Here is a 22,334-nt window from a genome sequence, read left to right as displayed (position 1 = left end):
CCCGGCGGTACTGGCGGAGGTACTGCGGGAAGTGCTGCCGGGCTGGGACTTTTGGCGGGGGGTACTCACACAGTCATTTCATCATCCGGCACCGACAATTGACGGAACTCCCGGTCCAGGCGCTCGGCAATGGCATCAATCCTGTCGAAGTCGGCCTCGGTGGGTGCCCAGCGGCCCGACGCCAGGTCAACACGCCAGCGCCCTTCGCCCGTGCGGAGGTAGTCGGTGTAGCTTCCCCGCAGCGGGGTGCCTTCCACGAGATACCGTGCCAGGGCCTCATGCTCGTGCCCGGGCGGGGCGTCTCCGCTGGCTTTCAGGACCCGCCACCAAGGGACCGCGCTGCCGTGATGGCTCATGACGGAGCCGACCTGACGGGGGCCTCCGGAGCCGAGGAGTTCCGCGACGTCCCCGTAGGCCACCGCAGTGCCGGCCGGGATGAGAGCCACCAGCTCCAGCACCGCCTCTACATACTCCGACCGCATCGATCCAGCCTAGCCGCTGCGGGCTGGTGCGCGATGAGGACGGCGGCAGGAGAGGCGGTCAAAAACTGTCGGAGGCAGCAGGTAGCGTTGAAGCATGAGCACTTGGAACAGCCTCCCCCGCGCAGCCTTCGACCTCGAGACAACAGGCCGCAACTCCCGCGCCGCAAGGATCGTCACAGCGTCGGTCACCGTGGTGGACGCCGACGGCGGGGTCATCAAGGAGCACGAATGGCTCGCCGATCCGGGCGTGGAGATTCCGGCGGAGGCCAGTGACGTCCACGGCGTCACCACGGAACAGGCGCGCCGCGAGGGCCGCCCGGCCGCGGAGGTGACCCGGGAACTCGCGGCGGTCCTCGAGGAGCTCTTCGATACCGGTGTGCCCGTCATCGCCTTCAACGCCCGCTACGACTTCACCGTGCTCGCCGCCGAATCGGCCCGCTACGGCGTCCCGCAACTGAGCCGCTTTCCCGTTCTGGACCCGTACATCATGAACAAGCAGGTAGACCGCTACCGCAAGGGCAAGCGCACGCTCACGGCCCTGTGCGAGGAGTACGGCGTCAGCCTGGACAATGCGCACACCTCGGCGGCCGACGCGCTGGCGACCCTGCGCATGCTGGACGCCATGGCCGGGAAGTTCCCCAAGCTCAGGATGCCGGCCAGCCACCTCCACCAGCTCCAGGTCGAGTGGGCCTCCGCCCAGGCCTCGGACTTCCAGACGTATCTGCGCAAGACCAAACCGGCCGCCGAGATCGAAGGCGACTGGCCGGTGCTGCCGCCCGAGGACGCCAGCCGCGGCGACTTCTGACACTCGGCGCCGCCAGTCCACGCTGAAAGCCCCGAAAGTAGACGTCCGCGGCTCCACATGCCAGCGTTTGCGAGATAACTCACACATACATGACCGGCACCTCACCGCGCACGGTCAAGTCATTCGTTCCGTCGAGCCCGTCTGCGGATCCGCGATGCACTGCAGCACGACTCCGGGGCTGAACCTGATTCGGTCATGCTCTCGTGCAGCTTCCACTTATTCGATTTCTCCGCGTGTCAGGGGCGGGTGAGACAATATTGTTTCGCGGCTGGCCTGCCTTGATAGTGCACAGGCCCGTAGCCGGGGGCGTCGCACCGCTCCCAGGATCCCAGTGAACCCCGATGAAAGTGATTGCGTGATGAAAATCAAAGCCATGAAGTGGCTGACTACTGTTCCTGTGGCGATTGCCGTGGCCGTCTCCCTGGCCGCGTGCGGCGGCGGGGCTGCGCAGCCGACAGCGTCCCCGACCGACGCCCTGAAGGGGAGCGACCAGACCGCCCTGGACAAGTACACGACCAAGGACGTCACGCCCCTGGACAAGGTCGACAAGGCCGCACTGGGCCTGATCACTCCTGGCACCCTTCACGTCGGCACCCTCTCCGACGCCCCGCCCAACATCTTCATCAAGGACGGCGTCTTCACGGGTTTCGATAACGAGCTCCTCCGCGCTGTCGGCGACAAGCTGGGCCTGAAAGTCGAATTCGCGGCCACCGATTTCTCCGCTCTCCTGGCACAAGTGCAGAACAAGCAATTCGACATGGGATCCTCTTCGATCTCCACCACGGACAAGCGACGCGAAAACGTCGGCTTCACCAACGGCTACGACTTCGGCTACATGGCCGTCGTCGCCAAGAAGGACGCCGCCATCAAGGGCTTCAAGGACCTGACCAAGGACACGCGCATCGCCGTCGTCCAGGGCACCGTCCAGGATGACTACGTCACCAACACCCTGCAGATCGAGCCGGTCCGCTTCGCGGACTACAACACCGCCTACGCCAACGTGAAGAACGGCCAGGTGGACGCGTGGGTTGCGCCGTCGCAGCAGGCCAGCGGCCAGGTCAAGGAAAGCGACAACTCCGCGATCGCCGAGACGATCATCAACACCCAGAACTTCACCGCGTTCGCCGTGAACTCCAAGAACCAGCCGCTGATCGACGCGTTGAACTCCGGCCTCGACGCTGTGATCGCCGACGGAACCTGGTCCAAGCTGGTCAAGCAGTGGTACCCGGACCGTGAAACCCCCAAGACCTGGAAGCCCGGCAGCAAGGCTGTCGTGCTGCCCCAGGGCTGACCCATGGACGCTCTCGATCAGCTGTTCCAGACCTTCTTCGACTGGAAGGCCATGGGCGCGGTTCTCCCGGCCATGTTTACCGTCGGACTGCCCAATACCCTCATCCTGGCCATCACGTCAGGCATCCTGGGGTGCGTCCTGGGCATGGTGCTGGCCGTCATGGGCACCTCCCGCGTCTCCGTCCTGCGATGGCTGTCCCGGATCTACACCGACATCTTCCGCGGCGTGCCGGCCATTGTGATCATCCTGCTGATCGGGATCGGACTGGGACCGGTGGTCCGGCAAGTCACGGGTTCCACAAACCCCTTCCCGCTGGCCATCCTGGCCCTGACCCTCATGGCCGCGGCCTACATCGGCGAGATCTTCCGCTCGGGCATCGAGAGCGTGGAGAAGGGCCAAATGGAAGCCTCCAGGGCCCTCGGCTTCAGCTACTCCTCTTCGATGCAGCTGGTTGTCATCCCCCAGGGTGTCCGGCGTGTGCTGCCTGCACTGGTTAACCAGCTGATCACACTGATCAAGGAGTCCTCCCTGGTCTACCTCCTGGGCCTGCTGGCCAGCCAGCGCGAGATCTTCCGGATCGGCAACGACGCAGCAGCAAACTCCGGCAATCTGTCGCCGCTCATTGCGGCAGCCATGCTGTACCTGCTGCTCACCGTGCCGCTCACCCATCTGGTGAACTACATCGACAGGCGGCTGCGTACTGGCCGGCCCGAGAAGAAGGAACCCGACGACCTCGCCGCCGTCGTAGGAAAGGGGGCGCAGGCATGAGTGAATTCGCGTCCGGCTCGCTGACCGGCAAGAACCTGCATCTGTCCTTCGGCTCCAACCACGTGCTCCGGGGCATCGATCTGCACGTCGAGAAAGGCACCACCGCCTCGGTAATCGGCCCGTCCGGGTCCGGCAAGTCCACGCTGCTCCGGGTGATGAACCGGCTGATCGAGCCCGACCAGGGCGACATCCTGCTGGACGGGCGGTCCGTGCTCAAGGACAACCCTGACGAACTGCGCCAGCGCATCGGCATGGTCTTCCAACAGTTCAACCTCTTCCCGCACAAGACCGTGGCGGACAACGTCTCGCTCGCGCTGCGCAAGCTCAGGAAGCTTCCGGCCGAGCAGGCACGGGCCGATGCATTGGAGCAGCTTGACCTCGTGGGTCTGAGGCACAAGGCGGACGCCCGGCCCGCCAACCTGTCCGGAGGCCAGCAGCAGCGCGTCGCCATCGCCCGGGCCCTGGCCATGAAGCCCGAAGTCATGTTCTTCGATGAGGCGACATCGGCACTTGACCCGGAGCTCGTCAAGGGCGTCCTGGCCCTGATGGCGGATCTGGCCAGCAACGGCATGACAATGGTGGTTGTCACCCACGAGATGGGGTTCTGCCGAAACGTCTCGGACACCGTCACCTTCATGGACGCCGGCGTCGTGGTGGAGTCCGGTCCGCCGGAGCAGCTCTTCACGGCTCCGCGGACGGAACGGCTTCAGGGCTTCCTCTCCGACGTCCTCTGATCCGGCGCGTGGCCGGCACGCGATTAAACACCTTGGGCACCCGCCGCGGCGGGTGCCCAAGGTGTTTAAGAACGGCGCCGGAACCGGCGTCAGCGGAAAGTCAGGCCTTCGCGGCGGCAGCGGCCCGGGCTGCGGCCGGCAGGGCGTCGAAGATCCGGTTCATCGCGGCGTCGTCGTGGGCGGCGGACAGGAACCAGGCCTCGAAGACCGACGGCGGCAGGTAGACGCCGGCGTCCAGCATGGAGTGGAAGAACGGCGCGTAGCGGAAGACTTCCTGGCCCTGGGCGTCGTCGTAGTTGCGGACGCCGCGGGCGGAGGTGCCGAAGGCCACCGAGAACAGGTTGCCGGCCCGCTGGATCGAGTGGTCCACGCCGGCCGCGTCCAGGGCGGAGGACAGCGCCGCGGAGAGTTCGAGCGAGCGGGCGTCCACGAAGGAGTAGACCTCGGGCGTGGCGTGCGTCAGGGTCGCGACGCCGGCGGCCATGGCCACCGGGTTCCCGGAGAGGGTGCCGGCCTGGTAGACGGGGCCAAGGGGCGCGAGGTAGTCCATGACGTCGGCGCGTCCGCCGAGGGCCGCCGTCGGCATGCCGCCGCCGATCACCTTGCCGAAGGTCAGCAGGTCCGGGGTCCAAGGTTCGGCGGCGTCTGCGGCCCCGCCCGTGAGGCCCCAGTAGCCGGAGTAGCCGGTCCGGAAGCCGGTGAGGACTTCGTCGAGGATCAGCAGGGCTCCGTGGTCGCGGGTGATGCGCGAGAGTCCGGCGTTGAATCCAACACCTGGGGTGACCACGCCCATGTTGGCGGGCGCGGCCTCGGTGATCACGGCCGCGATGTTGGGACCGTGCTTGGCGAAGGCGGCCTCGACGGCGGCGAGGTCGTTGTACGGCAGCACCAGGGTTTCGGCCGCGGTGGCCGCCGTGACGCCGGCGGAGCCGGGCAGGGCGAGGGTCGCGAGGCCCGAGCCGGCAGCGGCCAGGAGCCCGTCGAGGTGGCCGTGGTAGCAGCCGGCGAACTTGATGATGAGATCGCGGCCGGTGAAGCCGCGGGCCAGCCGGATCGCCGTCATGGTCGCCTCGGTGCCGGTGGACACCATCCGAACGCGCTCGGCGGCCGGGACGCGTTCCTTGACGATGGCCGCCAGATTGGACTCGTCCGGCGTCGACGCACCGAAGGACAAACCGCGGTCGACGGCGGCGTGCACGGCCGCGAGGACCGCGGGGTGGGCATGTCCCAGCAGCGCCGGGCCCCACGAACAGACCAGGTCCACGTACTCGACGCCGTCGGCGTCCGTCAGGTACGGGCCCTTGGCGGAGACCATGAAACGCGGCGTCCCGCCCACGGAGCCGAAGGCGCGGACGGGTGAGTTGACGCCGCCCGGCATCAGCTGGCGGGCGCGGTCAAAGAGTTCCTCGTTGCGAGGCATGCTGGAAGTCATGGTTCCTATTCTTTCAGTTCGCCGGGCCGGTTCAGTTCGCCGGTGAGGCTGCGGCCAGCCGGGCTGCCACGCGGGGCGCCACTTCGGTACCGAACAGCTCGATGGACCGCATCATGGCCGCGTGCGGCAGGGTGCCGTTGCTGTACTTGAGGTCGAACCGGTCCACGCCCAGGTTTTTCTTGAGCAGGGCGATCTTCGCGGCCACGGTTTCCGGGGAGCCGACGTAGAGCGCTCCCTCGTCGGTGCACATGGCGTCGAACTCGGCCCGGCTGCCCGGGCCCCAGCCGCGCTCGGACCCGATCCGGTTGCGCATCGCGATCCAGTGCGGGAAGAACTCCTCGCGGGCTTTCTCATCGGTGGCGGCGACGTGGCCGGGTGAATGTGTGGCCACCTGCTGCATCGGGTGACCGTACTTGGCCATGGCCTCGCGGTAGAGGCCGGCCAGCGGGGCGAAGGAGCGCGGCTGGCCGCCGATGATCGCGAAGATGACCGGATAGCCATACTCGGCGCAGCGCAGCACCGACTCGGGGGTGCCGCCGACGCCGATCCAGGCCGGCAGGAGATGGTGTTCCAGCGGCGGATAGACGCTGAGCCCGTTGACGGCCGGGCGGGTGCGGCCCTCCCAGTGGACGGGCGTCTGCGCCCGGACCTTGTCGAAAAGCTCGAGCTTTTCCTCGAACAAGACCTCGTAGTCGGCCAGGTCGAGGCCGAACAGCGGGAAGGACTCGACGAAGGAGCCGCGGCCCAGCATGACCTCGGTCCGGCCGTTGGAGATGGCGTCCACCGTGGAGAAGCGCTGGAAGACCCGGATGGGGTCATCGGAGCTGAGCACGGTCACGGCCGAGCCGAGCCTGATGTTCTTGGTCCGCGCGGCCGCGGCAGCAAGAAAAACCTCGGGCGCGGACACCGCGAAGTCGCGGCGGTGGTGCTCCCCCACGCCGAAGGCATGGAGGCCGACCTCGTCCGCGAGCTCGGCCTGTTCCAGGAGCTGCCGCAGGACCTGGGCATGCGGCACGGGGTGCCCGTCGGGGAAGACGCCGACGTCGCCGAAGGTGTTCAGGCCCAGGAGAATGCGGTCCGGCCCCACCGGGGCGGTCGGGGACGCCCCGGTGGGCGGGTCGGACGGCGCAAGCAAAGGTACAGGGGCGGTGGCCATCAGGACTCCTTCAGCCAGCCGGCGAGTTCGCTCGCCCAGTAGGTGAGGACCATGTTGGCACCGGCCCGCTTGATGCCCAGGACGGATTCGGTGATGGCGGCCCGGCGGTCGATCCAGCCGTTGGCGGCGGCGGCCTCGATCATCGAGTACTCTCCGGAGATCTGGTAGGCCGCGACCGGCACCGGGCTCATGGCGGCGACGTCGGCCAGGATGTCGAGGTAGCTCATGGCGGGCTTCACCATGACCATGTCGGCGCCTTCGGCCAGGTCCAGGTCCACTTCGAGGATCGCCTCCCGGCGGTTGGCGGCGTCCATCTGGTAGGTGCGGCGGTCGCCGGTCAGCTGCGAGTCGACCGCCTCGCGGAAGGGGCCGTAGAACGCGGAGGCATATTTCGCGGCGTAGGCCACGACGGCGGTGTTGGCGTGCCCGGCATCCTCGAGCGCCTGCCGGATCACGCCGACCTGGCCGTCCATCATTCCGGAGGGGCCCAGGACGTGGGCGCCGGCGTCCGCCTGCGCCACGGCCATCTGGCCGTAGATCTCAAGGGTGGCGTCGTTGTCCACGTAGCCGTCGGCGTCGAGGACGCCGCAGTGGCCGTGGTCGGTGAATTCGTCGAGGCAGACGTCGCTCATGACCACGAGGTCGTCGCCGACCTCGGCCCGCACATCGCGGATGGCCTTGTTCAGCACGCCGTCCGGGTCCAGTGAGGCGGTGCCGCGCGCGTCGCGTTCCGCGGGGACGCCGAACAGCATGATGCCGCCGACGCCCAGCCGCACGGCCTCGGCGGCGGCGCGTTTGAGTGAATCGGTGGTGTGCTGCTGCACCCCGGGCATCGAGGCAATGGGGTTGGGCTCGGTCAGGCCCTCCCGGATGAAGGCGGGCAGGATGAGTTCCGCCGCGGACAGGCGGTGCTCGGCGGTCAGCCGGCGCATGGCCGGGGTGGTGCGGAGCCGGCGGGGGCGGTGGGTCGGAAAGCTCATGTTCTGTCCTTCGCTGGGTGCTCCGCCGAAGGCGGAAGTGGTGCAGTCCGATGGGGTACGGGCGGATGTGGTGCGGGCGGATGAGGGGCGGGGAAAGACGCAGCCGCCAGTGACCGGACGACCGCATCGACGAGACCCGAGGCGGTCGGCGCTTCGGCGACGGCAGCGACGGTGAGTCCCAGTGTCTCCGCCTCCCCCGCCGTCGAGCGGCCGATGGCCACGAAACGGCAGCCACCGAGCGGGGCGAGCTCTGCGTGGATGCGGCGGGCGGCGCTTGGTGAAGCGGCGACGACGGCGTGCAACCGGCCGGCGCCGATCTCACGTTTCGCTTCGGCGGCCGTGAGAACTGCCGGCGGCGGCCCGGCCTCGTGCTGTTCAAGCGGCGGCTGGCAGGCGGGCAGGTTGCGGCCCGGATCGGCCGGGTAATCCACGGTCCGGTAGGCGGTGACGGCTTGGACGGAAGCGCCCCGCGACTCCAGGCCCCGGCGGAGCCGGGGATCGGCAAGGTCGGCCTGCGGCAGCAGCACACTGCCCCGGCCCTCGGCCCAAATCCCTACCAGGCCGGTGCCGGACTGCAGGCCTGTGGGTGCCAGGTCGACGCAGATGCCCCTGGACTCGATGACGCGTCGCGTGGCGGGGCCGATCGCAGCCACCTGGACGCTGCCGGGCAGCCACGTGCCGAGGGTCGCACCGCGTTCGGCGGCCTTGGCCTCCAGTACCTGGACGGTGGTCACGCTGCTGATCACGAGCCAGGAGTAGGCCCCGGCCCCGAGGGCATCGAAGGCGACATCCAGGGAATGCTGGTCGCTGGCCACCTCGAAGTCGATGAGTGGCAGCAACAGGGGCTCGGCACCGACGCCGCGGAGGGCTGACACCAGCTCCCCGGCACGGTCCGGGCTGCGGGCCACCAGGACCCGGGCGCCGGCCAGCACGCTGACGTCGTGCTTCCCGTCCGGCTGGCTGCGGCCGCTGTGCCGTCCCATGAAGTGATGGATCCCCCGGTTCAGGAAGCGGCCAGGTCCGCGATGTCGGCGGCGCCGCGGGCCAGCAGTGCCTCAGCCAGCTCGATCCCCAGCAGCGTTGCCCCGACCTCGGTCAGACCGTCGGTGGCCTTCCGGTCGCGAACGGTCGCTGTGCCGTCGACGGCGCAGACCACGGCTTCGAGGTGCAGCATGCTGCCCTTGCGGTAGGCGTAGGCGCCCACCGGAGCAGCGCAGCCTGCCTCAAGCCGGGCGAGGAGAGCCCGTTCCGCAGTGACGGCGAGCCTGGTGTCGGGGTCATCGAGGGCCGCGAGGGCCTGTGCCAGCACGCCCTGCGAGCCTTCGGTGGATCCTGCCTTGCGGGGCGCGTCGGCGGTCCGGCATTCGATGGCGAGGGATCCCTGCCCCGCGGCAGGCAGCATGACGTCGGTTTCGAGGTACTCGCTGACCGCGTCCAGCCTTCCGATCCGGTACAGGCCGGCGGCGGCGAGCACGACGGCGTCGAGGTCGCAGCTCTTGCCCTCCACGACGGCGTCGGAGGTATTGCCCGGGAGCCCGTGGACGCGTCCCAGCCGGGTGTCCACGTTGCCGCGGATGTCCCGGATGTCCAGATCCGGCCGTGCGGCGCGCAGCTGTGCGGCCCGGCGCGGAGAGCCGGTGCCTACCGTCGCTCCGGCGGGCAGGTCGGCGAGATTGAGGCCGTCGCGGGCGCAGAGGACGTCACGGACGTCGGCCCGCTTGGGGGTGGCCGCAAGGGTTAGCCCGGGGGCCGCCCCGGTGGGGAGGTCCTTCAGGGAATGGACCGCGACGTCGCACTGGTCCCGCAGCAGGGCATCGCGCAGCGCGGCGACGAAGACGCCGGTGCCGCCCATCTGGGACAGCGAGCCGGTGAGGACGTCGCCGTCGGTCCTGATGTGGACCAGCTCCACGGGGAACCCGCCGACGGCGGACAGCTGGTCCGCGGTCTGCTGGGTCTGCGTGAGGGCCAGTTTGCTGGCGCGGGTGCCGATCCGGACGGTCACAGTGCTGCCTGACGAGCCGCCGGGGTGCCGGCGGTCGATGACTCCGGGTAAGGATCGTGTCCAGTGCCGACGGTGGTGTCGGCTCCTGCGATGCTGGGCTTCTCCCCGCGGAAGTTCGCGCAGCAGCCCGGGCGGCAGACGTCGTACCAGGGCCCGAGCTCTGTCAGGTGCGGCCGGTCCGCGATGTTGTTCGCGGCGGTCCGCTCGCAGATCAGGTCCACGACGCCGCCGATGAACTTGCGGTGCGTTCCGGGGGTGGGGACGCGGGTGGCGGCCAGGCCGAGCCTGCCGCAGGTTTCCAGCGCCTCGGTGTCCAGATCCCAGACAACTTCCATGTGGTCGCTGACGAATCCCAGCGGCACGATCACGATGCCCTTGACGCCCTGGCCGGCGAGCTCTCCGATGGCGTCGTTGATGTCGGGTTCGAGCCACGGCACGTGCGGCGCGCCGGAGCGGGACTGGTAGACGAGGGACCACGGGGCGGAGAGGCCGGTCTCGGCTTCAACCCGGCGGATGACCTCGGTCCCGTTGGCCAGATGCTGGGCCACGTAGGCGGAGTCCTCCTGGAAGTGGCGCGGCTCGCCCTCGGAGCGTCCGGCGGCTTCGGCGTCGCGGGTCGGGATGGAGTGCGTGGCGAACAGGATGTGCACCGGGGCATCGGGGGTGCCGGCCGCGGCCAGTTGGGCGCGGACATCGGCCAGGCCGGCGGCGGTGCCTTCGATGAACGGCTCGACGAAGCCCGGGTGGTCGAAGTACTGGCGCACCTTGTCGACTTCCAGTTTTCCGTCCAGTCCGGTTTCCGTCAGCGCGATGCCGATGTCCTCGCGGTACTGGCGGCAGCTGGAGTAGCAGGAGTAGGCGCTCGTGGTGACCATGAGGACCTTGCGGTGCCCGGCGTCGTACATGCCCTGGAGGGTCTGAGGGATGTACGGGTTCCAGTTGCGGTTGCCCCAGAACACCGGCAGCTCGATCCCGCGGGTGGCCAGTTCTGCCTCGATGCCGGCCTTGAGCTGGCGGTTCTGCTGGTTGATCGGGCTGATGCCGCCGTTGGCGCGGTAGTGGTGCGAGACCTCTTCGAGCCGCTCGTCCGGGATGCCGCGGCCGCGGGTGACGTTGCGGAGGAACGGAATGACGTCCTCCTGGCCTTCGGGGCCGCCGAAGGAGGCGAGGAGCACGGCGTCGTACTCCTTGGGGGCCATCCGGCCCGCCTCGGTGACCCCGTTAATGGCGGTCGCAGCTGTCACATCCGCCACGGCGTCCTGGGGCTGCGGGGTGCTCATGCAAGGACCTCGGCAATCTCCGCGGCGGTGACCCGGCGGCCGGTGTAGAACGGAATTTCCTCGCGGACGTGGTGGCGGGCTTCGGTGGACCGCAGGTGGCGCATCAGGTCCACGAGGTCCACGAGTTCGGGCGCCTCGAGGCCGAGGATCCACTCCCAGTCGCCCAGGGCGAACGAGGAGACCGTGTTGGAGATGACCTGCGGGAAGTCGCGGCCCAGCATGCCGTGGTCCCGGAGCATCTTGCCGCGCTCGGCGTCGGGCAAAAGATACCACTCGTACGAGCGGACGAACGGATAGACGCAAAGCCACTCTGCCGGTTCGACGCCGCGGGAGAAGGCGGGGGTGTGGTTCTTGGCGAACTCGGCCTCGCGGTGCACGCCCATGGCGGACCAGACGATGTCGGTGCCGGCGAAGAGCTTGCTGCGCCGGATGTCCCGGATGGCACGCTGCAGTGCTTCGGGCTGGGGGCCGTGCAGCCAGACCATGATATCGGCGTCTGCGCGCATCGCGGAAACGTCGTAGCTGCCGCGATGGACCACGCCGGCGTCGGCCAGGCGTCCCATCAGGGCCTCGAATTCCTCGGCCGCCTCACCGCTGCGGAGGACGTCCGCGGAGCGCTTGAAGACCGTCCAGAGAGTAAAGAACTGCTCGGCTGTTTCTTCGGGTACTGATTCTCCGGCTACTGTTTTTTCGGTTACTGTTTCTCCGGTTTTACTGACAGATTCGGCAGAAGTGTGGCTCATGGATACCATCTTGCCCCTTCACCGCAGCTAAGTCGAAATAAAGCACTTCTACAACGCGTAGAAGTGCTTTATTTCACCTGTCCTCGCGGTGCTGGCGGCGTGAGCCGGCTCCCGGAGCCGTGTGGCTCAGCCTTTGCGCATCCGGACGACTGCGACGCCGGCACCCACGGACAGCGCGACCAGGCAGATGCCCCAGCCGACCAGCGGAGACGGTCCGGCAGGTCCCACCGCCGAGGTTGCCTGCAGGGAGGTGCCGCCGGAGTGGCCTTTCGCTACGGCAGCCGACTCGGCCTTGGAGCCGGCGGCCGGGGCCTGCCCTGCGGCGGCAGTCCCGGCAGACGACGACGGCGGTCCGGCTTCTCCGGCTGCCGGGCCGCCGGCGGCCGGGGACCCGGCAGCCGGCACTGGGTCAGCGCCGGCTGCCGGCGACTGGAGGGGCGCGGAGCCGTTGGCCGGCGGCTGGCCGACGGTGACGCTCCCGGAGGCAGTCACGGCAGGCTGCGGCGTGCTGGTTTCCGGAGTGCTGGTTTCCGGCGCGCTGGTTTCCGGCGCTCGGGTTTCCGGCGCTCGGGTTTCCGGCGCGCGGGTTTGCGGAGTGCTGGGCTGCGGGGTGTTGCTTTGAGCCGGGGACTGCTGGGGCGTCCCGCGCGGCGCAGGCTCGGCCGGATCCGGTTCGTCGGAAGGAGTGGGCTGCTGCGAGGGGGTGGACTGCTGCGAAGGTGTTGGCTGCTGCGAGGGGGTGGGCTGCGGTGAGGGGCCGAGCAGACCGTCAAGCAAGTCGTCGAGGCCAAGGGACAGCGGGCTCCGGGCCGACGGTGGGGCGGAGGCCGCAACGGATAGACCCGTCGCGGCGTGGGAGGCAGGAACCCCTGCGGTCAGAGCCAGTACCACTCCGAGCGTGGCAGCTGCTGCGCCGCGCCGAAGTCCCCCATGGTGACCGGTCTGCGTTCTTGAAACCTTGGACCTGAAAATAACCATGGTCATCGAGCCTAGCCGGAATCGCTCGGGAGGTAAAACCCAGGGAAAACCGAGAGAACCCAGGATTCAGTGAAGCAGGTTCAGGACAGCAGCGTGCGCACGAGCTTGGGCGTGTCGGCGACGATCGCGGCGAGTCCGTTTCCGGAGAGCCACCCGCCCACCACGGCGAGTGAACCGTCTGCTGCGCAGATGCCCCGGACCTCGGCGACGCGCTGCTTGTGCCCCAGGGACGCGAACGGCAGGGCGCCTGCCCACCGCACGACGTCCCAGCCCACGACGTCCCCTCCGGTGACCGGGACCGAGAGCAGGGCCGAGGCGTCGTTCAAGGCTGCATTGAACAGTTCATCGTCCGAGCGCGGCACGGCGGCGCCCGGATCGCCGCCGCGTCCGTACGAGAGCCGGAGGACGTGCGTGCCGGGACCGGTCCGGTCCGCCAGCCAGGCCCACTTGGCGGTGGCATGCGTCAGCGCCTTGGCCTGGATTCCCGGGCTCTGAGGCGCCACGAGGACTCCCGTGCCGCGTGGCGCGGCGTCAAGTTCCGGCAGGTCCACCACGAGGGTGACCAGGCTGACGTCGGGCCCGGCGTCGGGGCGGAGGCCGGCAAGCCGCGGAAGGGTGTCCGCGAGCAGCCCGACGGCGGCCGTGCCCTCCACCGCGACCACCAGCAGTCCGGCGTCGTACGACGCGCCCCCGGCGGTGACGCGCCAGCCGTGCGCCGTGCGTTCCACGGCGTCGGCCGCGGTGCCGCTGAGCAGGGTCACGCCGCGCCGCCGCAGATCGGCCAGCAGCGCGGAAACGAGTGTGTGCATGCCGCCGCGCAATCCGGCGACGGCGGAGCCGGCCTTGCGCAGCCCGGCCGGCTGGGGATCGCGTTTCTTCGGCTCCGCGGTTTCGGCAGCGGCCCCTCCCCTGCGCTGGGCCGCCACGGCGGCGGCGAGCGAGCCGTGCCGGCGGATCCCGGCGCGCAGCCCGGGTGCCACCATGTCGACGTCGAGCAGGGCGGGATCGGCGGAGTGGACGCCGCCGACGACCGGCGCCACGAGGCGGTCCAGCACCCGGCTGCCCATCCGTGCGCGGACCAGCGCCGCGACGCTGGTGACATCGGCCGCCGTGCCCAGCGAGGCCGGCAGCAGGGCATCCAGTGCGGCCCGCAGCGAACCGAGCAGACCCAGCGATCGCCGGACCTCCGGGTCCCACGGGTTGGCCGGGATGCCAAGCACCCCGGTCTTCGGCAGTTCCCGCGGGCCGTCAGGCAACTGGACCCAGGCACCGCCGGGATTCGGCGGAACGATCTCGCAGGCAAGGCCCAGCTCGACGGCGAGGTCGGCCACGGCGGAGGAGCGGGTGGCGAAGGACTCGGCGCCGCTGTCCAGGGTCAGGCCGGCCACGACGTGGCTGCCCACACAGCCGCCCCAGCTGCCGGAGGCTTCCAGGACCGTGGCGCGGACACCGGCCCGGGCCAGTTCCCGGGCGGCCAGCAGACCGGAGATCCCGCCGCCCACCACGACGGCTGTTCCGGCGGCAGCCGCGCCTGCGTCCATGCCGTTACTCCGGGGAGATGGAGTGGATGAGTTCGACAACGCGCGTCAGCACCGCCGGGTCCGTCTCCGGGGGCACTCCGTGTCCGAGGTTCAGGACGTGTCCCGGCGCGGCGGCACCGGCCGCGATTACCTCGCGGACGTGGGCCTCAAGGACCTCCCAGGGGGCGGAAAGCAGCGCAGGGTCGATGTTGCCCTGCAACGGAACCGTGCCACCGAGGCGGCGGTTGGCTTCGTCCAGCGGCAGCCGATAGTCGACCCCCACGACGTCGACGCCGACGTCGCGCATGGCCACGAGCAGTTCCGAGGTGCCGGTGCCGAAGTGGATCAACGGTGCCCCCAGGTGCCGCACGTGGTCCAGGGCGCGCGAGGACGCCGGGGCGACGTAGCGTTCGTAGTCGGCCAGGCCCAGCGAACCGGCCCAGGAGTCGAAGAGCTGCGCGGCGGAGGCACCGGCTTCCAGCTGCGCGCGGAGGAACATGCCGGAGGCGTCCGCGGCCCAATTGGCCAGCGCAGCCCAGGCTTCGGGGTCGGCGTGCATCATGGTGCGCGGGCCGAGGTGGTCGCGGGACGGCTTGCCTTCGACCATGTAGGCCGCAAGGGTGAAGGGAGCGCCCGCGAAACCGATCAGCGGTGTGCTGCCCAGCTGGGCCACGGTGAGCCGGACGGCTTCCCGGATGGGTTCCAACGCCTCCCAGGTCAGCTGCGGGAGGGCGGCGACGTCTTCAGCCGTGCGGACCGGTTTGTCCAGGACGGGGCCCACGCCGGGAACGATGTCCACGCCGACCCCGGCCAGCTTGAGCGGAATCACGATGTCGGAGAAGAAGATGGCCGCATCGACGTCGTGGCGGCGGACCGGCTGCAGGGTGATCTCGGAGGCGAGTTCGGGGCGCAGGCAGGAGTCCAGCATGGCCACGCCCTTGCGCACCTTGAGGTATTCGGGCAGCGAGCGGCCGGCCTGGCGCATGAACCACACGGGGCGGCGGGAGGGCTTGCCGCCCCGGTAGGCGGTGATCAGCGGGGAACCGGCGGTGCGGCCGTCCATCAGCGGGTGTCCGGCGTCAAGGCCGCCCGTGGCCGTACTGTGGGTTCCCGTGCCGGGGGTCGCCGTGCTGATTTCAGACGTACTGAATTTTGCCGTGCCGAATTTTGCCGTGCCGGCACTTGCCGCAGCGCTAGGAGTCATGACTTCGATTGTGCCCAAATTTGGCCCCAAAAGATATCGACAACCTGTCACAGGCCCCGCAGCGGGTGCCTCCGTGGCGGGAATCACAAGCCGGGGTGCCCCGTTCCGTGCGGGATTGTTGTTCTACAAGGACGCGAAAAAGCTATGATGGTCGTGCTGTGGTTCTTTTCTCATTGGTGGCTACACACGCCGACATCGACCTCGAGACCGTTGCTCAACTGAGCACCGGCGCTTCAGAGCTCGCCACATCCGCCCTCGCCGGATCGCCGGCAGTGGCGGGTGCCGTTGTGCTTGCCACCTGCAACCGCTTCGAAATCTACGGAGAAGCGCCGCATCCCGACGACGTCCAAGCTGCCCGCGCGGCCCTCATCACCCAGATCAGCGGAGCCAGCGGGCTCAACGATCAGCTGGTCTCCCGCGCCTTCAGCACCCGCACCGGTCCGGAGGTCAGCCAGCACCTCTTTGCGGTCAGCTCCGGGCTGGACTCCGCCGTCGTCGGCGAACGCGAGATTGCCGGACAGGTCCGCCGCGCCCTGATCACCGCCCAGCACGAAGGCACCGCCAGCTCGGGCCTGGTCCGGCTGTTCCAGGCCGCCTCAAAGACGGCCAAGGATGTCGGCGCCCAGACGGCGCTCGGCTCCCGCGGCCTCTCGATCGTCTCCGTGGCCCTGGACCTTGCCACCGAGCTGTCGGAGAACCCGGACTGGTCCGCCAAGAAAGCGGTCGTCTTCGGCACCGGCGCCTATGCCGGGGCCACGATGTCGCTGTTGCGCGAACGCGGCTGCACCGACGTCTCGGTCTTCTCCTCCTCCGGCCGCGCCGCCGGCTTCGTCGCCACCCGCGGAGGCACGGCCCTCGACGACGTGACCCTGCCCGCCGCCGTCGCCGCGGCCGACGTCATGATCGGCTGCAGCGGCTCGGACACGCGCGTCGAAGCGGCGGAACTGGCCCGGGTCCGGGCAGCCTCGCCCCAGCCGCTGATCGCGATCGACCTGGCCCTCACCCACGACTTCGACCCCGCGGTCGGCGAGCTCGACGGCGTCGAGCTGCTGACGCTTGAGTCCGTCCGTCTTGCCGCCCCGCAGGAACAGGCCGAGTCGCTGGCGCAGGCCAGCACCATCGTGGCGGGGGCGGCCAGCGCGTTCGAGCAGGAACGCGAGGCGCGCTCCGTGGACTCCGCCATTGTCGCGCTGCGCCGCCACACCATGAATGTGCTGGATGCGGAAATGGAAAAGGTGCGCGCCCGCCACGGCTGCACCGCCGCGGCCGAGGAAGTGGAATTCGCCCTTCGCCGCATGGTCAAGCAGCTGCTGCACGTCCCTACAGTCCGCGCCCGCGAACTGGCCGCCAACGGGCAGCAGGAACTCTACGTTGCCAGCCTCGAAGCCCTGTACGGCATCACAGTGGATCAGCCGGCAGCTCCGGCCCCGGGCGCTGAATGCCCGGTCGACCACGGCCAGCGCCCCGCCGCCGGCGACACGCGGGAAGACAAGCGGGAAACAGCATAGCTACCGGCCCTGCATGGGTACCGGCCGGCTACCGGCCCTACCGGCCCTGGGCAAAGGCATTGAGGCCTGTCATTTCGGCCGAGAGCGTCCACAGGCGCGCGGCATCCGCCCGATCCACCGCGTGCGCATCCACACCCCTGATCCGCGCCTCCGGCGTTCCGGGCATCGTGGGTTCCGCGATGTCGCAGTCCTCGCAGTAGACCCCGCCCCTGCCCTCAAGCGCCGGGGAGGTCGCTGCCCAGACAGACGTCGCCGCACCCTGCGCCGGCGATTTGAACCGCGCGTCGACGTTGCCGTGTTCATCCATCCAGCCGGAGGCAATCATTTCCTCCCGTGGCAGGTGACGCTGGAGCTCGGTCATGATGCCGCCCGGATGCACGGCGAAGGCACGCACCCCGGAATCGTTGCCGAGGGCGTCGAGCTCGACGGCGAAGAGGGCGTTGGCCGTCTTGGCCTGCCCGTAGGCCCTCCATTTGTCGTAGCCTGCGTCGAAGTTGATGTCGTCGAAGCGGATGCGTGAGAGCTTGTGCCCTGTGGAGGACAGCGAGACCACGCGCGCGCCGTTTCCCGCGGAGAGCGCCGGCCACAGCAGGTTGGTGAGGGCAAAGTGGCCCAGGTGGTTCGTGGCGAACTGTGACTCCCAGCCGGGCCCCACTCTGTGCTCGGGGCTCGCCATGATGGCGGCGTTGTTGATCAGGATGTCCAGGCCGGTGCCGGGCCCGCTGGCCAGGAAGCCTGCCGCGAATTCCTTCACGCTGGCTTGGTCCGCCAGGTCCAGCTCGGCCACGCTCACGTCGCCTGCAGCCGTTCCGGCAGTTCCGGCCGTCATACCCGCTGCGTCCAGGACCTCGCGGGCGTGCTCCGGCCGCCGTGCCGGCACAACCACGGTGGCGCCGGCAGACGCCAGGGCCCGGACGGTCTCCAGGCCCAGTCCGGAGTAGCCGCCGGTCACAATGGCCGTCTTCCCGGTCAGGTCGATGCCCGCAATGACCTCGGCCGCCGTCGAATCCCGGCCAAAACCGGAGCCGATCTTCCGCTGCGGTGTCAGCATGTTTCCTTCGCTCATGACTGTGCCTTTCGAATCTGCCGTTCGAATCTGCCGTTCGAATCCGACTTTCCGGGGACCGCTTGAGGGGTGAGTACGGCGTTCAGAACGCCGTCAGTAGACGGGTTTCCCCGGTTCCACGTCCCGCACCCAGGCGAGGATCCCGCCCTCGAGGTGGCTGACGCGTTCGTAGCCGGCGGCGCGCGCGGCGGCCAGGACCGCTGCGGACCGCGTGCCGCCCTTGCAATGGAAGACGATGTCCTCATCCTGCGGCAGCTCCTGCCACGCTTCGCCGGCCAGGATCCTGCCCTGCGGGATCAGCACGGCTCCGTCGATGCGCACGATCTCGTACTCCCCGCTCTCCCGCACGTCTACCAGGTGGAAGTCCTTGAGACCGGCCTTGCGCGAGGCCAGCATCGTGGCGAGCTGGGTCGCTGTGACTGTGTGCTCGGTGCCCGCCTCCGCCGAGGGCGTGATTCCGCAGAACGCCTCGTAGTCGGTGAGTTCCGTGATGCGTTCGGCCTCGGGGTCCCGGGCCACCTTGATTTCGCGCCAGGTTCCGCCCAGCGCGTCGTAGAGCGCCAGCCGTCCCAGCAGGGACCGCCCGACGCCGGTGATGAGCTTGACGGCCTCCGTCACCATCAGCGATCCGACGGCGGCGCACAGCATGCCGAACACTCCCCCTTCCCCGCACGACGGCACGGACCCGGCCGGGGGCGCCTCCGGGTAGAGGTCCCGGTACGTGGGACCGTACTGTTCCCAGAAGACGCTGACCTGTCCGTCGAACCGGAAGATCGAGCCCCAGACATAGGGCTTGCCGAGGATCGCCGCGGCGTCGTTGACGAGGTAGCGGGTGGCGAAGTTGTCGGCGCCGTCGAGGATGAGGTCGTAGCCCGCGAAAAGCTCCAGGGCGTTGCCGGCGTCGAGGCGGACGTTGTGCAGCCGGACGTCCACGAGCGGGTTCAGGGCCGCGATGGCATCCCGCGCCGACTCGATCTTGGGACGGCCCACGTCCGCGATCCCGTGGATGACCTGACGCTGGAGGTTGCTCAGGTCCACCTCGTCGTCGTCGACGATGCCCAGCGTCCCCACCCCGGCGGCGGCCAGGTACAGCAGCGCGGGAGAGCCGAGTCCGCCGGCGCCGATCACCAGGACTTTGGCGTTTTTCAGGCGGCGCTGGCCGAGCGTGCCGATCTCAGGAATGATCAGGTGCCGCGAGTAGCGCTCCACTTCCTCCGGACTCAAGCCCTCCGCCGGTTCAACCAGCGGTCCGGGGCGCGTATCCAGCAGCGTTTTCGGGGTTGCGGCGGCGGCGCTTGCGGTGAAGTTGGAAGCCATACTTCAATCTATGCCCGAAGGTACCGCCAGGTCATATTACCCACGCGTAAAGTGTAACTAACAAGCAAGGGAAAGAAGGCCGACAGTGATTCATCAGGCACCGGTTGAGCAGGATCAGGCCGGCACGCCGCCGGCCGGGCAGGCGCGGAGCGGGGGACAGCGCTCGGCACGCCTCCCCCGCGACGAACGCCGGGCACAACTGCTGGCGGCCGCGCAGGAAGTCTTCGTGGCCAACGGCTACCACGGTGCCGCCATGGATGAAATCGCCGATACCGCCCATGTGAGCAAGCCGGTGCTCTACCAGCACTTCCCGTCCAAGCGCGAACTGTACCTGGCCCTGCTGGACAGCCACCTGACGAAGCTCATCGACCTCCTGCTGGGGGCCCTGAATTCCACCACGGACAACGACGAGCGCGTCCAGGCCGTCATGCGCGCCTACTACCGGTTCATCGCCAGCGACGACCAGGCCCACCGCCTCGTGTTCGAATCGGACCTCATCAATGATCCGGATGTCAGTGCGCGGCTGGAAACCTTCAACAAGACCTTTGCCGACGCCGTCGCGCGCGTGATCGCCGAGGACACCAAGCTGCCGGAGCTGGAAGCCCGGCTGCTGGGCCGGGGACTCGCCGGAATGGCGCAGGTCAGCGCCCGGTACTGGCTGGAAACCGGCGGCGATCTTGACCTCGATGTGGCCAGTGACCTGATCTACCGTTTAGCTTGGCGCGGAATCTCCCGCTTCCCCAAAGAGACCTAGAGTACAAATAGAGATTACGCTTTGACATTGATTCGACTTTGATTGGCTGGGAGGCCTTGCAGTGGAAGTAAAGATCGGCATTCAGAACATCAGCCGCGAAATTGTCCTGGAATCGACCCAGGATGCGGACGCCGTGGCCAAGGTGGTCGGAGAGGCCATCGCCAAGGGCACCGAACTGCGCCTGACGGATGAAAAGGGCCGCCAGATCATCGTCCCGGCCAGCGTCCTCGGCTACGTCGAAATCGGGGCGGAAGAAACCCGCCGCGTCGGTTTCGGCGCGCTCTAGCCGCCGCTGGTCCAGCTCACCTGCTTCCCGCAGCCACCGTCCCCAAAACGACTGCCCCCACAGCTATCCCTACGAAAATAAGGTGTCCTGAATGCTTTCCTTGATTGTGGTCGCCATGGTGACAGTTGCCGCGGGTTTCGTGGTGTGGGCCAATGACAAGCGGCACGCCAAGTACGGCATCAGCGTGCCGGCGGGGGTCGCCGCCTCCGTCGGGATGCTGAGCTGGATCATTTTCATGGCGGCGGGGTTCGGCTACCAGCCGGGACTGACCTGGATCCCATGGATCCTGCCCCTGATCCTGGGCACCGCTGCGGCCATCGCCGCCGCGGTGTACCTCGGCCGGACCCGGACCCGGCACGACACCGCCCGGCTCACCGCCATCCTGAAGCTCTAGGGATACTGACGCCCGGCCGGGCGCTTACTCCTTCGGAAGATCCGGCCCGTGGCCTTCTTCGGTGCAGAGGCACAGCCGGTTTCCCTGCGCATCCGTGACCACCACCCAGTCGGGTGCGTGGTCACGGTTCATTAAGGCCCCGGTGGCCGCCGTCTTTTCGAGCACCGGACCGGACTCGGCCTTGCTCCGATGGATGTCGAGGTGGATGCGGTTGGCGTTCGGCGTGGCCGTCTCCTGGAACCACAGTCCGGGCCCGCGCCCGTGAGGGTCCACGAGGTCCCCAAACCTGCCCTTGCGGTAGCCGAGGGCTACCCGCCAGATCTCGGAAATCCCTGCCGGATCCTCCGAATCGATCGCAATTTCCACCGTCCGGTACAGCCCCGGTTCCGCGGCGGCGCCCGCGTCCGCGGCCGCCGCGCTGACCGCCGCCGCCGCCTTGACGTCCCGCGGCGTGACCTCCGTGCCGGCGTCGTGGGACGTGAAGCGGATGAACACCCTGTTGTAGCGCCAGTCCAGGTCCGGGTGGTGGTTCTGCTCTTCGGCCACGCTCCCGACGGCGGCGATCAGCGCCAAAGCCGCGGCCGGCGTCGGCGCTTTGTACACCGTCACCAGGCCGCCCAGGCGGTACCTCCAGTCCGGCAGGCCCGCCAGGGCGTCATCGATCTGGGGGCGGGTAAGGACGTCGTCCGTGGCTGCCACTGCATGCTCCTTGGGTGGATTGACGTTTGTGGATTGACGTTTGTGGATTGACGTTTGTGGATTGACGTTTGTGGATTGACCACAACGGTTGGCGGTCAGCCCGGAGAGGCCGGGGTCAGAGGAATTCGGCCCGGCCTTCCATGGCCGACGACGCCAGGGCGTGCTCGCGGCGCGGGATCCTGCCGGCCGTTTTCGCCAGCCTACCGGCGATGACCGCGTGTTTGAAGGCCTCCCCCATCAGCACGGGATTCTGCGCCCGCGTCACGGCCGTGGCCAGGAGTACGGCGTCGCAGCCGAGTTCCATCGCCAGGGCGGCGTCCGAGGCCGTGCCGATCCCGGCGTCCAGGACCACGGGAACGGACGCCCGCGAGACAATCAGCTCGATGTTGTGAGGGTTCAGGATGCCCAGGCCGGTGCCGATCGGCGAGCCGAGCGGCATCACGGCGGCGGCACCGAGGTTTTCCAGCCGCAGGGCCAGCACAGGGTCGTCGTTGGTGTAGGCGAAGACCTTGAAGCCGCGGGCCACGAGCTGTTCGGTCGCGTCCACCAGCTCCACGGCGTCCGGCAGCAGGGTGTGCTCATCGGCAATGACTTCCAGCTTGACCCAGTCTGTTTCGAGGGCTTCGCGGGCCAGTTCGGCGGTCAGGACGGCGTCCTTGGCGGTGAAGCAGCCGGCCGTGTTGGGCAGCACCCTGATGTTGTGCTCCACGAGCAGCTGGAAGAGCGACCCCGTCTCGGCGGGCGAATAGCGGCGCATCGCCACCGTGGTCAGTTCCGTCCCTGACGCCACAAGGGCAGCCCCCAGTCCGTCGAGGCTCGGCGCCCCGCCGGTTCCCATGATCAGGCGCGACCCCAGCCGGACGCCGTCGACCACGAACGGATCGGGACAGGCGCCGGTTGCCGGCGATGCTGCAAGAGAGGTTTCCTTCATGCTG

Annotated in this window: 23 protein-coding genes; 8 read left to right on the top strand and 15 right to left on the bottom strand. The window is 68.8% G+C overall.

Annotation, left to right across the window (positions count from 1 at the left end):
• Positions 1-65: 65 nt before the first annotated feature.
• Positions 66-482, bottom strand: coding sequence for an MGMT family protein (locus ACQCSY_RS15445; RefSeq protein WP_427130120.1), 417 nt, complete (start codon positions 480-482; stop codon positions 66-68).
• A gap of 94 nt (positions 483-576) precedes the next feature.
• Here ACQCSY_RS15445 and ACQCSY_RS15440 point away from each other — a divergent pair, with 94 nt between their 5' ends.
• From ACQCSY_RS15440 to ACQCSY_RS15425, 4 genes are all read left to right on the top strand, one after another.
• Positions 577-1,287 carry a 3'-5' exonuclease gene (locus ACQCSY_RS15440; RefSeq protein WP_427130118.1) on the top strand — a complete coding sequence of 237 codons (711 nt, stop codon included), beginning with the start codon at positions 577-579 and terminating at the stop codon, positions 1,285-1,287.
• Between the two features lie 358 nt (positions 1,288-1,645).
• Entirely contained in the window at positions 1,646-2,578 is a 933-nt protein-coding gene (locus ACQCSY_RS15435; protein WP_427135860.1) for a substrate-binding periplasmic protein, read from the top strand.
• 3 nt (positions 2,579-2,581) lie between these two features.
• Entirely contained in the window at positions 2,582-3,346 is a 765-nt protein-coding gene (locus ACQCSY_RS15430) for an amino acid ABC transporter permease (RefSeq protein ID WP_427130116.1), read from the top strand.
• Positions 3,343-4,080 carry an amino acid ABC transporter ATP-binding protein gene (locus ACQCSY_RS15425; RefSeq protein WP_427130114.1) on the top strand — a complete coding sequence of 246 codons (738 nt, stop codon included), beginning with the start codon at positions 3,343-3,345 and terminating at the stop codon, positions 4,078-4,080. The genes ACQCSY_RS15430 and ACQCSY_RS15425 overlap by 4 nt, the downstream gene beginning before the upstream one ends.
• A 100-nt stretch (positions 4,081-4,180) precedes the next feature.
• Here ACQCSY_RS15425 and hemL read toward each other — a convergent pair whose 3' ends face one another.
• From hemL to hemE, 10 genes are all read right to left on the bottom strand, one after another.
• A complete protein-coding gene (hemL, locus tag ACQCSY_RS15420) occupies positions 4,181-5,512 on the bottom strand; it encodes a glutamate-1-semialdehyde 2,1-aminomutase (RefSeq protein WP_427130112.1) in 1,332 nt (443 codons plus the stop codon).
• Between the two features lie 31 nt (positions 5,513-5,543).
• On the bottom strand, positions 5,544-6,668 hold the full coding sequence (locus ACQCSY_RS15415) for an LLM class flavin-dependent oxidoreductase (RefSeq protein WP_427130110.1): 1,125 nt from the start codon (positions 6,666-6,668) through the stop codon (positions 5,544-5,546).
• Positions 6,668-7,648, bottom strand: a complete 981-nt coding sequence (gene hemB, locus ACQCSY_RS15410; protein ID WP_427130108.1) for a porphobilinogen synthase — start codon at positions 7,646-7,648, stop codon at positions 6,668-6,670. The genes ACQCSY_RS15415 and hemB overlap by 1 nt, the downstream gene beginning before the upstream one ends.
• Complete coding sequence (locus ACQCSY_RS15405; protein ID WP_427130106.1) at positions 7,645-8,631, bottom strand: uroporphyrinogen-III synthase; 987 nt, start codon at positions 8,629-8,631, stop codon at positions 7,645-7,647. The genes hemB and ACQCSY_RS15405 overlap by 4 nt, the downstream gene beginning before the upstream one ends.
• Before the next feature lie 20 nt (positions 8,632-8,651).
• Positions 8,652-9,650, bottom strand: coding sequence for a hydroxymethylbilane synthase (hemC, locus tag ACQCSY_RS15400; protein ID WP_427130104.1), 999 nt, complete (start codon positions 9,648-9,650; stop codon positions 8,652-8,654).
• Positions 9,647-10,930, bottom strand: a complete 1,284-nt coding sequence (locus ACQCSY_RS15395; RefSeq protein ID WP_427130102.1) for a ferrochelatase — start codon at positions 10,928-10,930, stop codon at positions 9,647-9,649. The genes hemC and ACQCSY_RS15395 overlap by 4 nt, the downstream gene beginning before the upstream one ends.
• Positions 10,927-11,673, bottom strand: coding sequence for a hydrogen peroxide-dependent heme synthase (gene hemQ, locus ACQCSY_RS15390; RefSeq protein ID WP_427130101.1), 747 nt, complete (start codon positions 11,671-11,673; stop codon positions 10,927-10,929). Before hemQ ends, ACQCSY_RS15395 begins: the two co-directional genes overlap by 4 nt.
• 126 nt (positions 11,674-11,799) lie before the next feature.
• Complete coding sequence (locus ACQCSY_RS15385) at positions 11,800-12,651, bottom strand: hypothetical protein (protein WP_427130099.1); 852 nt, start codon at positions 12,649-12,651, stop codon at positions 11,800-11,802.
• Positions 12,652-12,731: 80 nt separating this feature from the next.
• Positions 12,732-14,192 (bottom strand): protoporphyrinogen oxidase, encoded by a 1,461-nt coding sequence (gene hemG, locus ACQCSY_RS15380; protein ID WP_427130097.1) that lies wholly within the window; start codon positions 14,190-14,192, stop codon positions 12,732-12,734.
• A gap of 4 nt (positions 14,193-14,196) precedes the next feature.
• The gene (gene hemE / locus ACQCSY_RS15375; protein ID WP_427130096.1) at positions 14,197-15,375 is read right to left on the bottom strand and encodes a uroporphyrinogen decarboxylase; all 1,179 of its coding nucleotides are present in this window, start codon (positions 15,373-15,375) and stop codon (positions 14,197-14,199) included.
• Between the two features lie 158 nt (positions 15,376-15,533).
• On the opposite strand from hemE, the gene ACQCSY_RS15370 reads away from it, so the two are divergent.
• Positions 15,534-16,883 carry a glutamyl-tRNA reductase gene (locus tag ACQCSY_RS15370; RefSeq protein ID WP_427130094.1) on the top strand — a complete coding sequence of 450 codons (1,350 nt, stop codon included), beginning with the start codon at positions 15,534-15,536 and terminating at the stop codon, positions 16,881-16,883.
• A 37-nt stretch (positions 16,884-16,920) separates the two neighbouring features.
• On the opposite strand, the gene ACQCSY_RS15365 is transcribed toward ACQCSY_RS15370, so the two are convergent.
• Positions 16,921-17,949, bottom strand: a complete 1,029-nt coding sequence (locus tag ACQCSY_RS15365; protein WP_427130093.1) for an SDR family NAD(P)-dependent oxidoreductase — start codon at positions 17,947-17,949, stop codon at positions 16,921-16,923.
• Positions 17,950-18,042: 93 nt separating this feature from the next.
• Positions 18,043-19,266: a molybdopterin-synthase adenylyltransferase MoeB gene (gene moeB, locus ACQCSY_RS15360; RefSeq protein ID WP_427130091.1), complete on the bottom strand. Its 1,224-nt coding sequence runs from the start codon at positions 19,264-19,266 to the stop codon at positions 18,043-18,045.
• 85 nt (positions 19,267-19,351) lie between these two features.
• Here moeB and ACQCSY_RS15355 point away from each other — a divergent pair, with 85 nt between their 5' ends.
• The 3 genes from ACQCSY_RS15355 (at position 19,352) to ACQCSY_RS15345 (ending at position 20,700) form a co-directional block, all read left to right on the top strand.
• Complete coding sequence (locus ACQCSY_RS15355; protein ID WP_427130090.1) at positions 19,352-20,020, top strand: TetR/AcrR family transcriptional regulator; 669 nt, start codon at positions 19,352-19,354, stop codon at positions 20,018-20,020.
• 61 nt (positions 20,021-20,081) lie between these two features.
• Positions 20,082-20,306 carry a DUF3107 domain-containing protein gene (locus ACQCSY_RS15350; protein ID WP_427130088.1) on the top strand — a complete coding sequence of 75 codons (225 nt, stop codon included), beginning with the start codon at positions 20,082-20,084 and terminating at the stop codon, positions 20,304-20,306.
• 91 nt (positions 20,307-20,397) lie between these two features.
• Entirely contained in the window at positions 20,398-20,700 is a 303-nt protein-coding gene (locus ACQCSY_RS15345) for a hypothetical protein (protein WP_427130086.1), read from the top strand.
• Positions 20,701-20,724: 24 nt separating this feature from the next.
• Here the strand turns inward: ACQCSY_RS15345 and ACQCSY_RS15340 are convergent, their stop codons facing one another.
• Together ACQCSY_RS15340 and ACQCSY_RS15335 are read right to left on the bottom strand one after the other, a co-directional pair.
• The gene (locus tag ACQCSY_RS15340) at positions 20,725-21,399 is read right to left on the bottom strand and encodes a 4a-hydroxytetrahydrobiopterin dehydratase (RefSeq protein ID WP_427130084.1); all 675 of its coding nucleotides are present in this window, start codon (positions 21,397-21,399) and stop codon (positions 20,725-20,727) included.
• Positions 21,400-21,514: 115 nt separating this feature from the next.
• Positions 21,515-22,330 carry a thiazole synthase gene (locus ACQCSY_RS15335; RefSeq protein ID WP_427130082.1) on the bottom strand — a complete coding sequence of 272 codons (816 nt, stop codon included), beginning with the start codon at positions 22,328-22,330 and terminating at the stop codon, positions 21,515-21,517.
• Positions 22,331-22,334 lie beyond the last annotated feature (4 nt).

Source organism: Pseudarthrobacter sp. S9 (assembly GCF_050156545.1).
In the GTDB taxonomy this organism is placed as follows: Bacteria; Actinomycetota; Actinomycetes; order Actinomycetales; family Micrococcaceae; genus Arthrobacter.
This window is presented reverse-complemented; position numbering and strand designations above follow the sequence as displayed.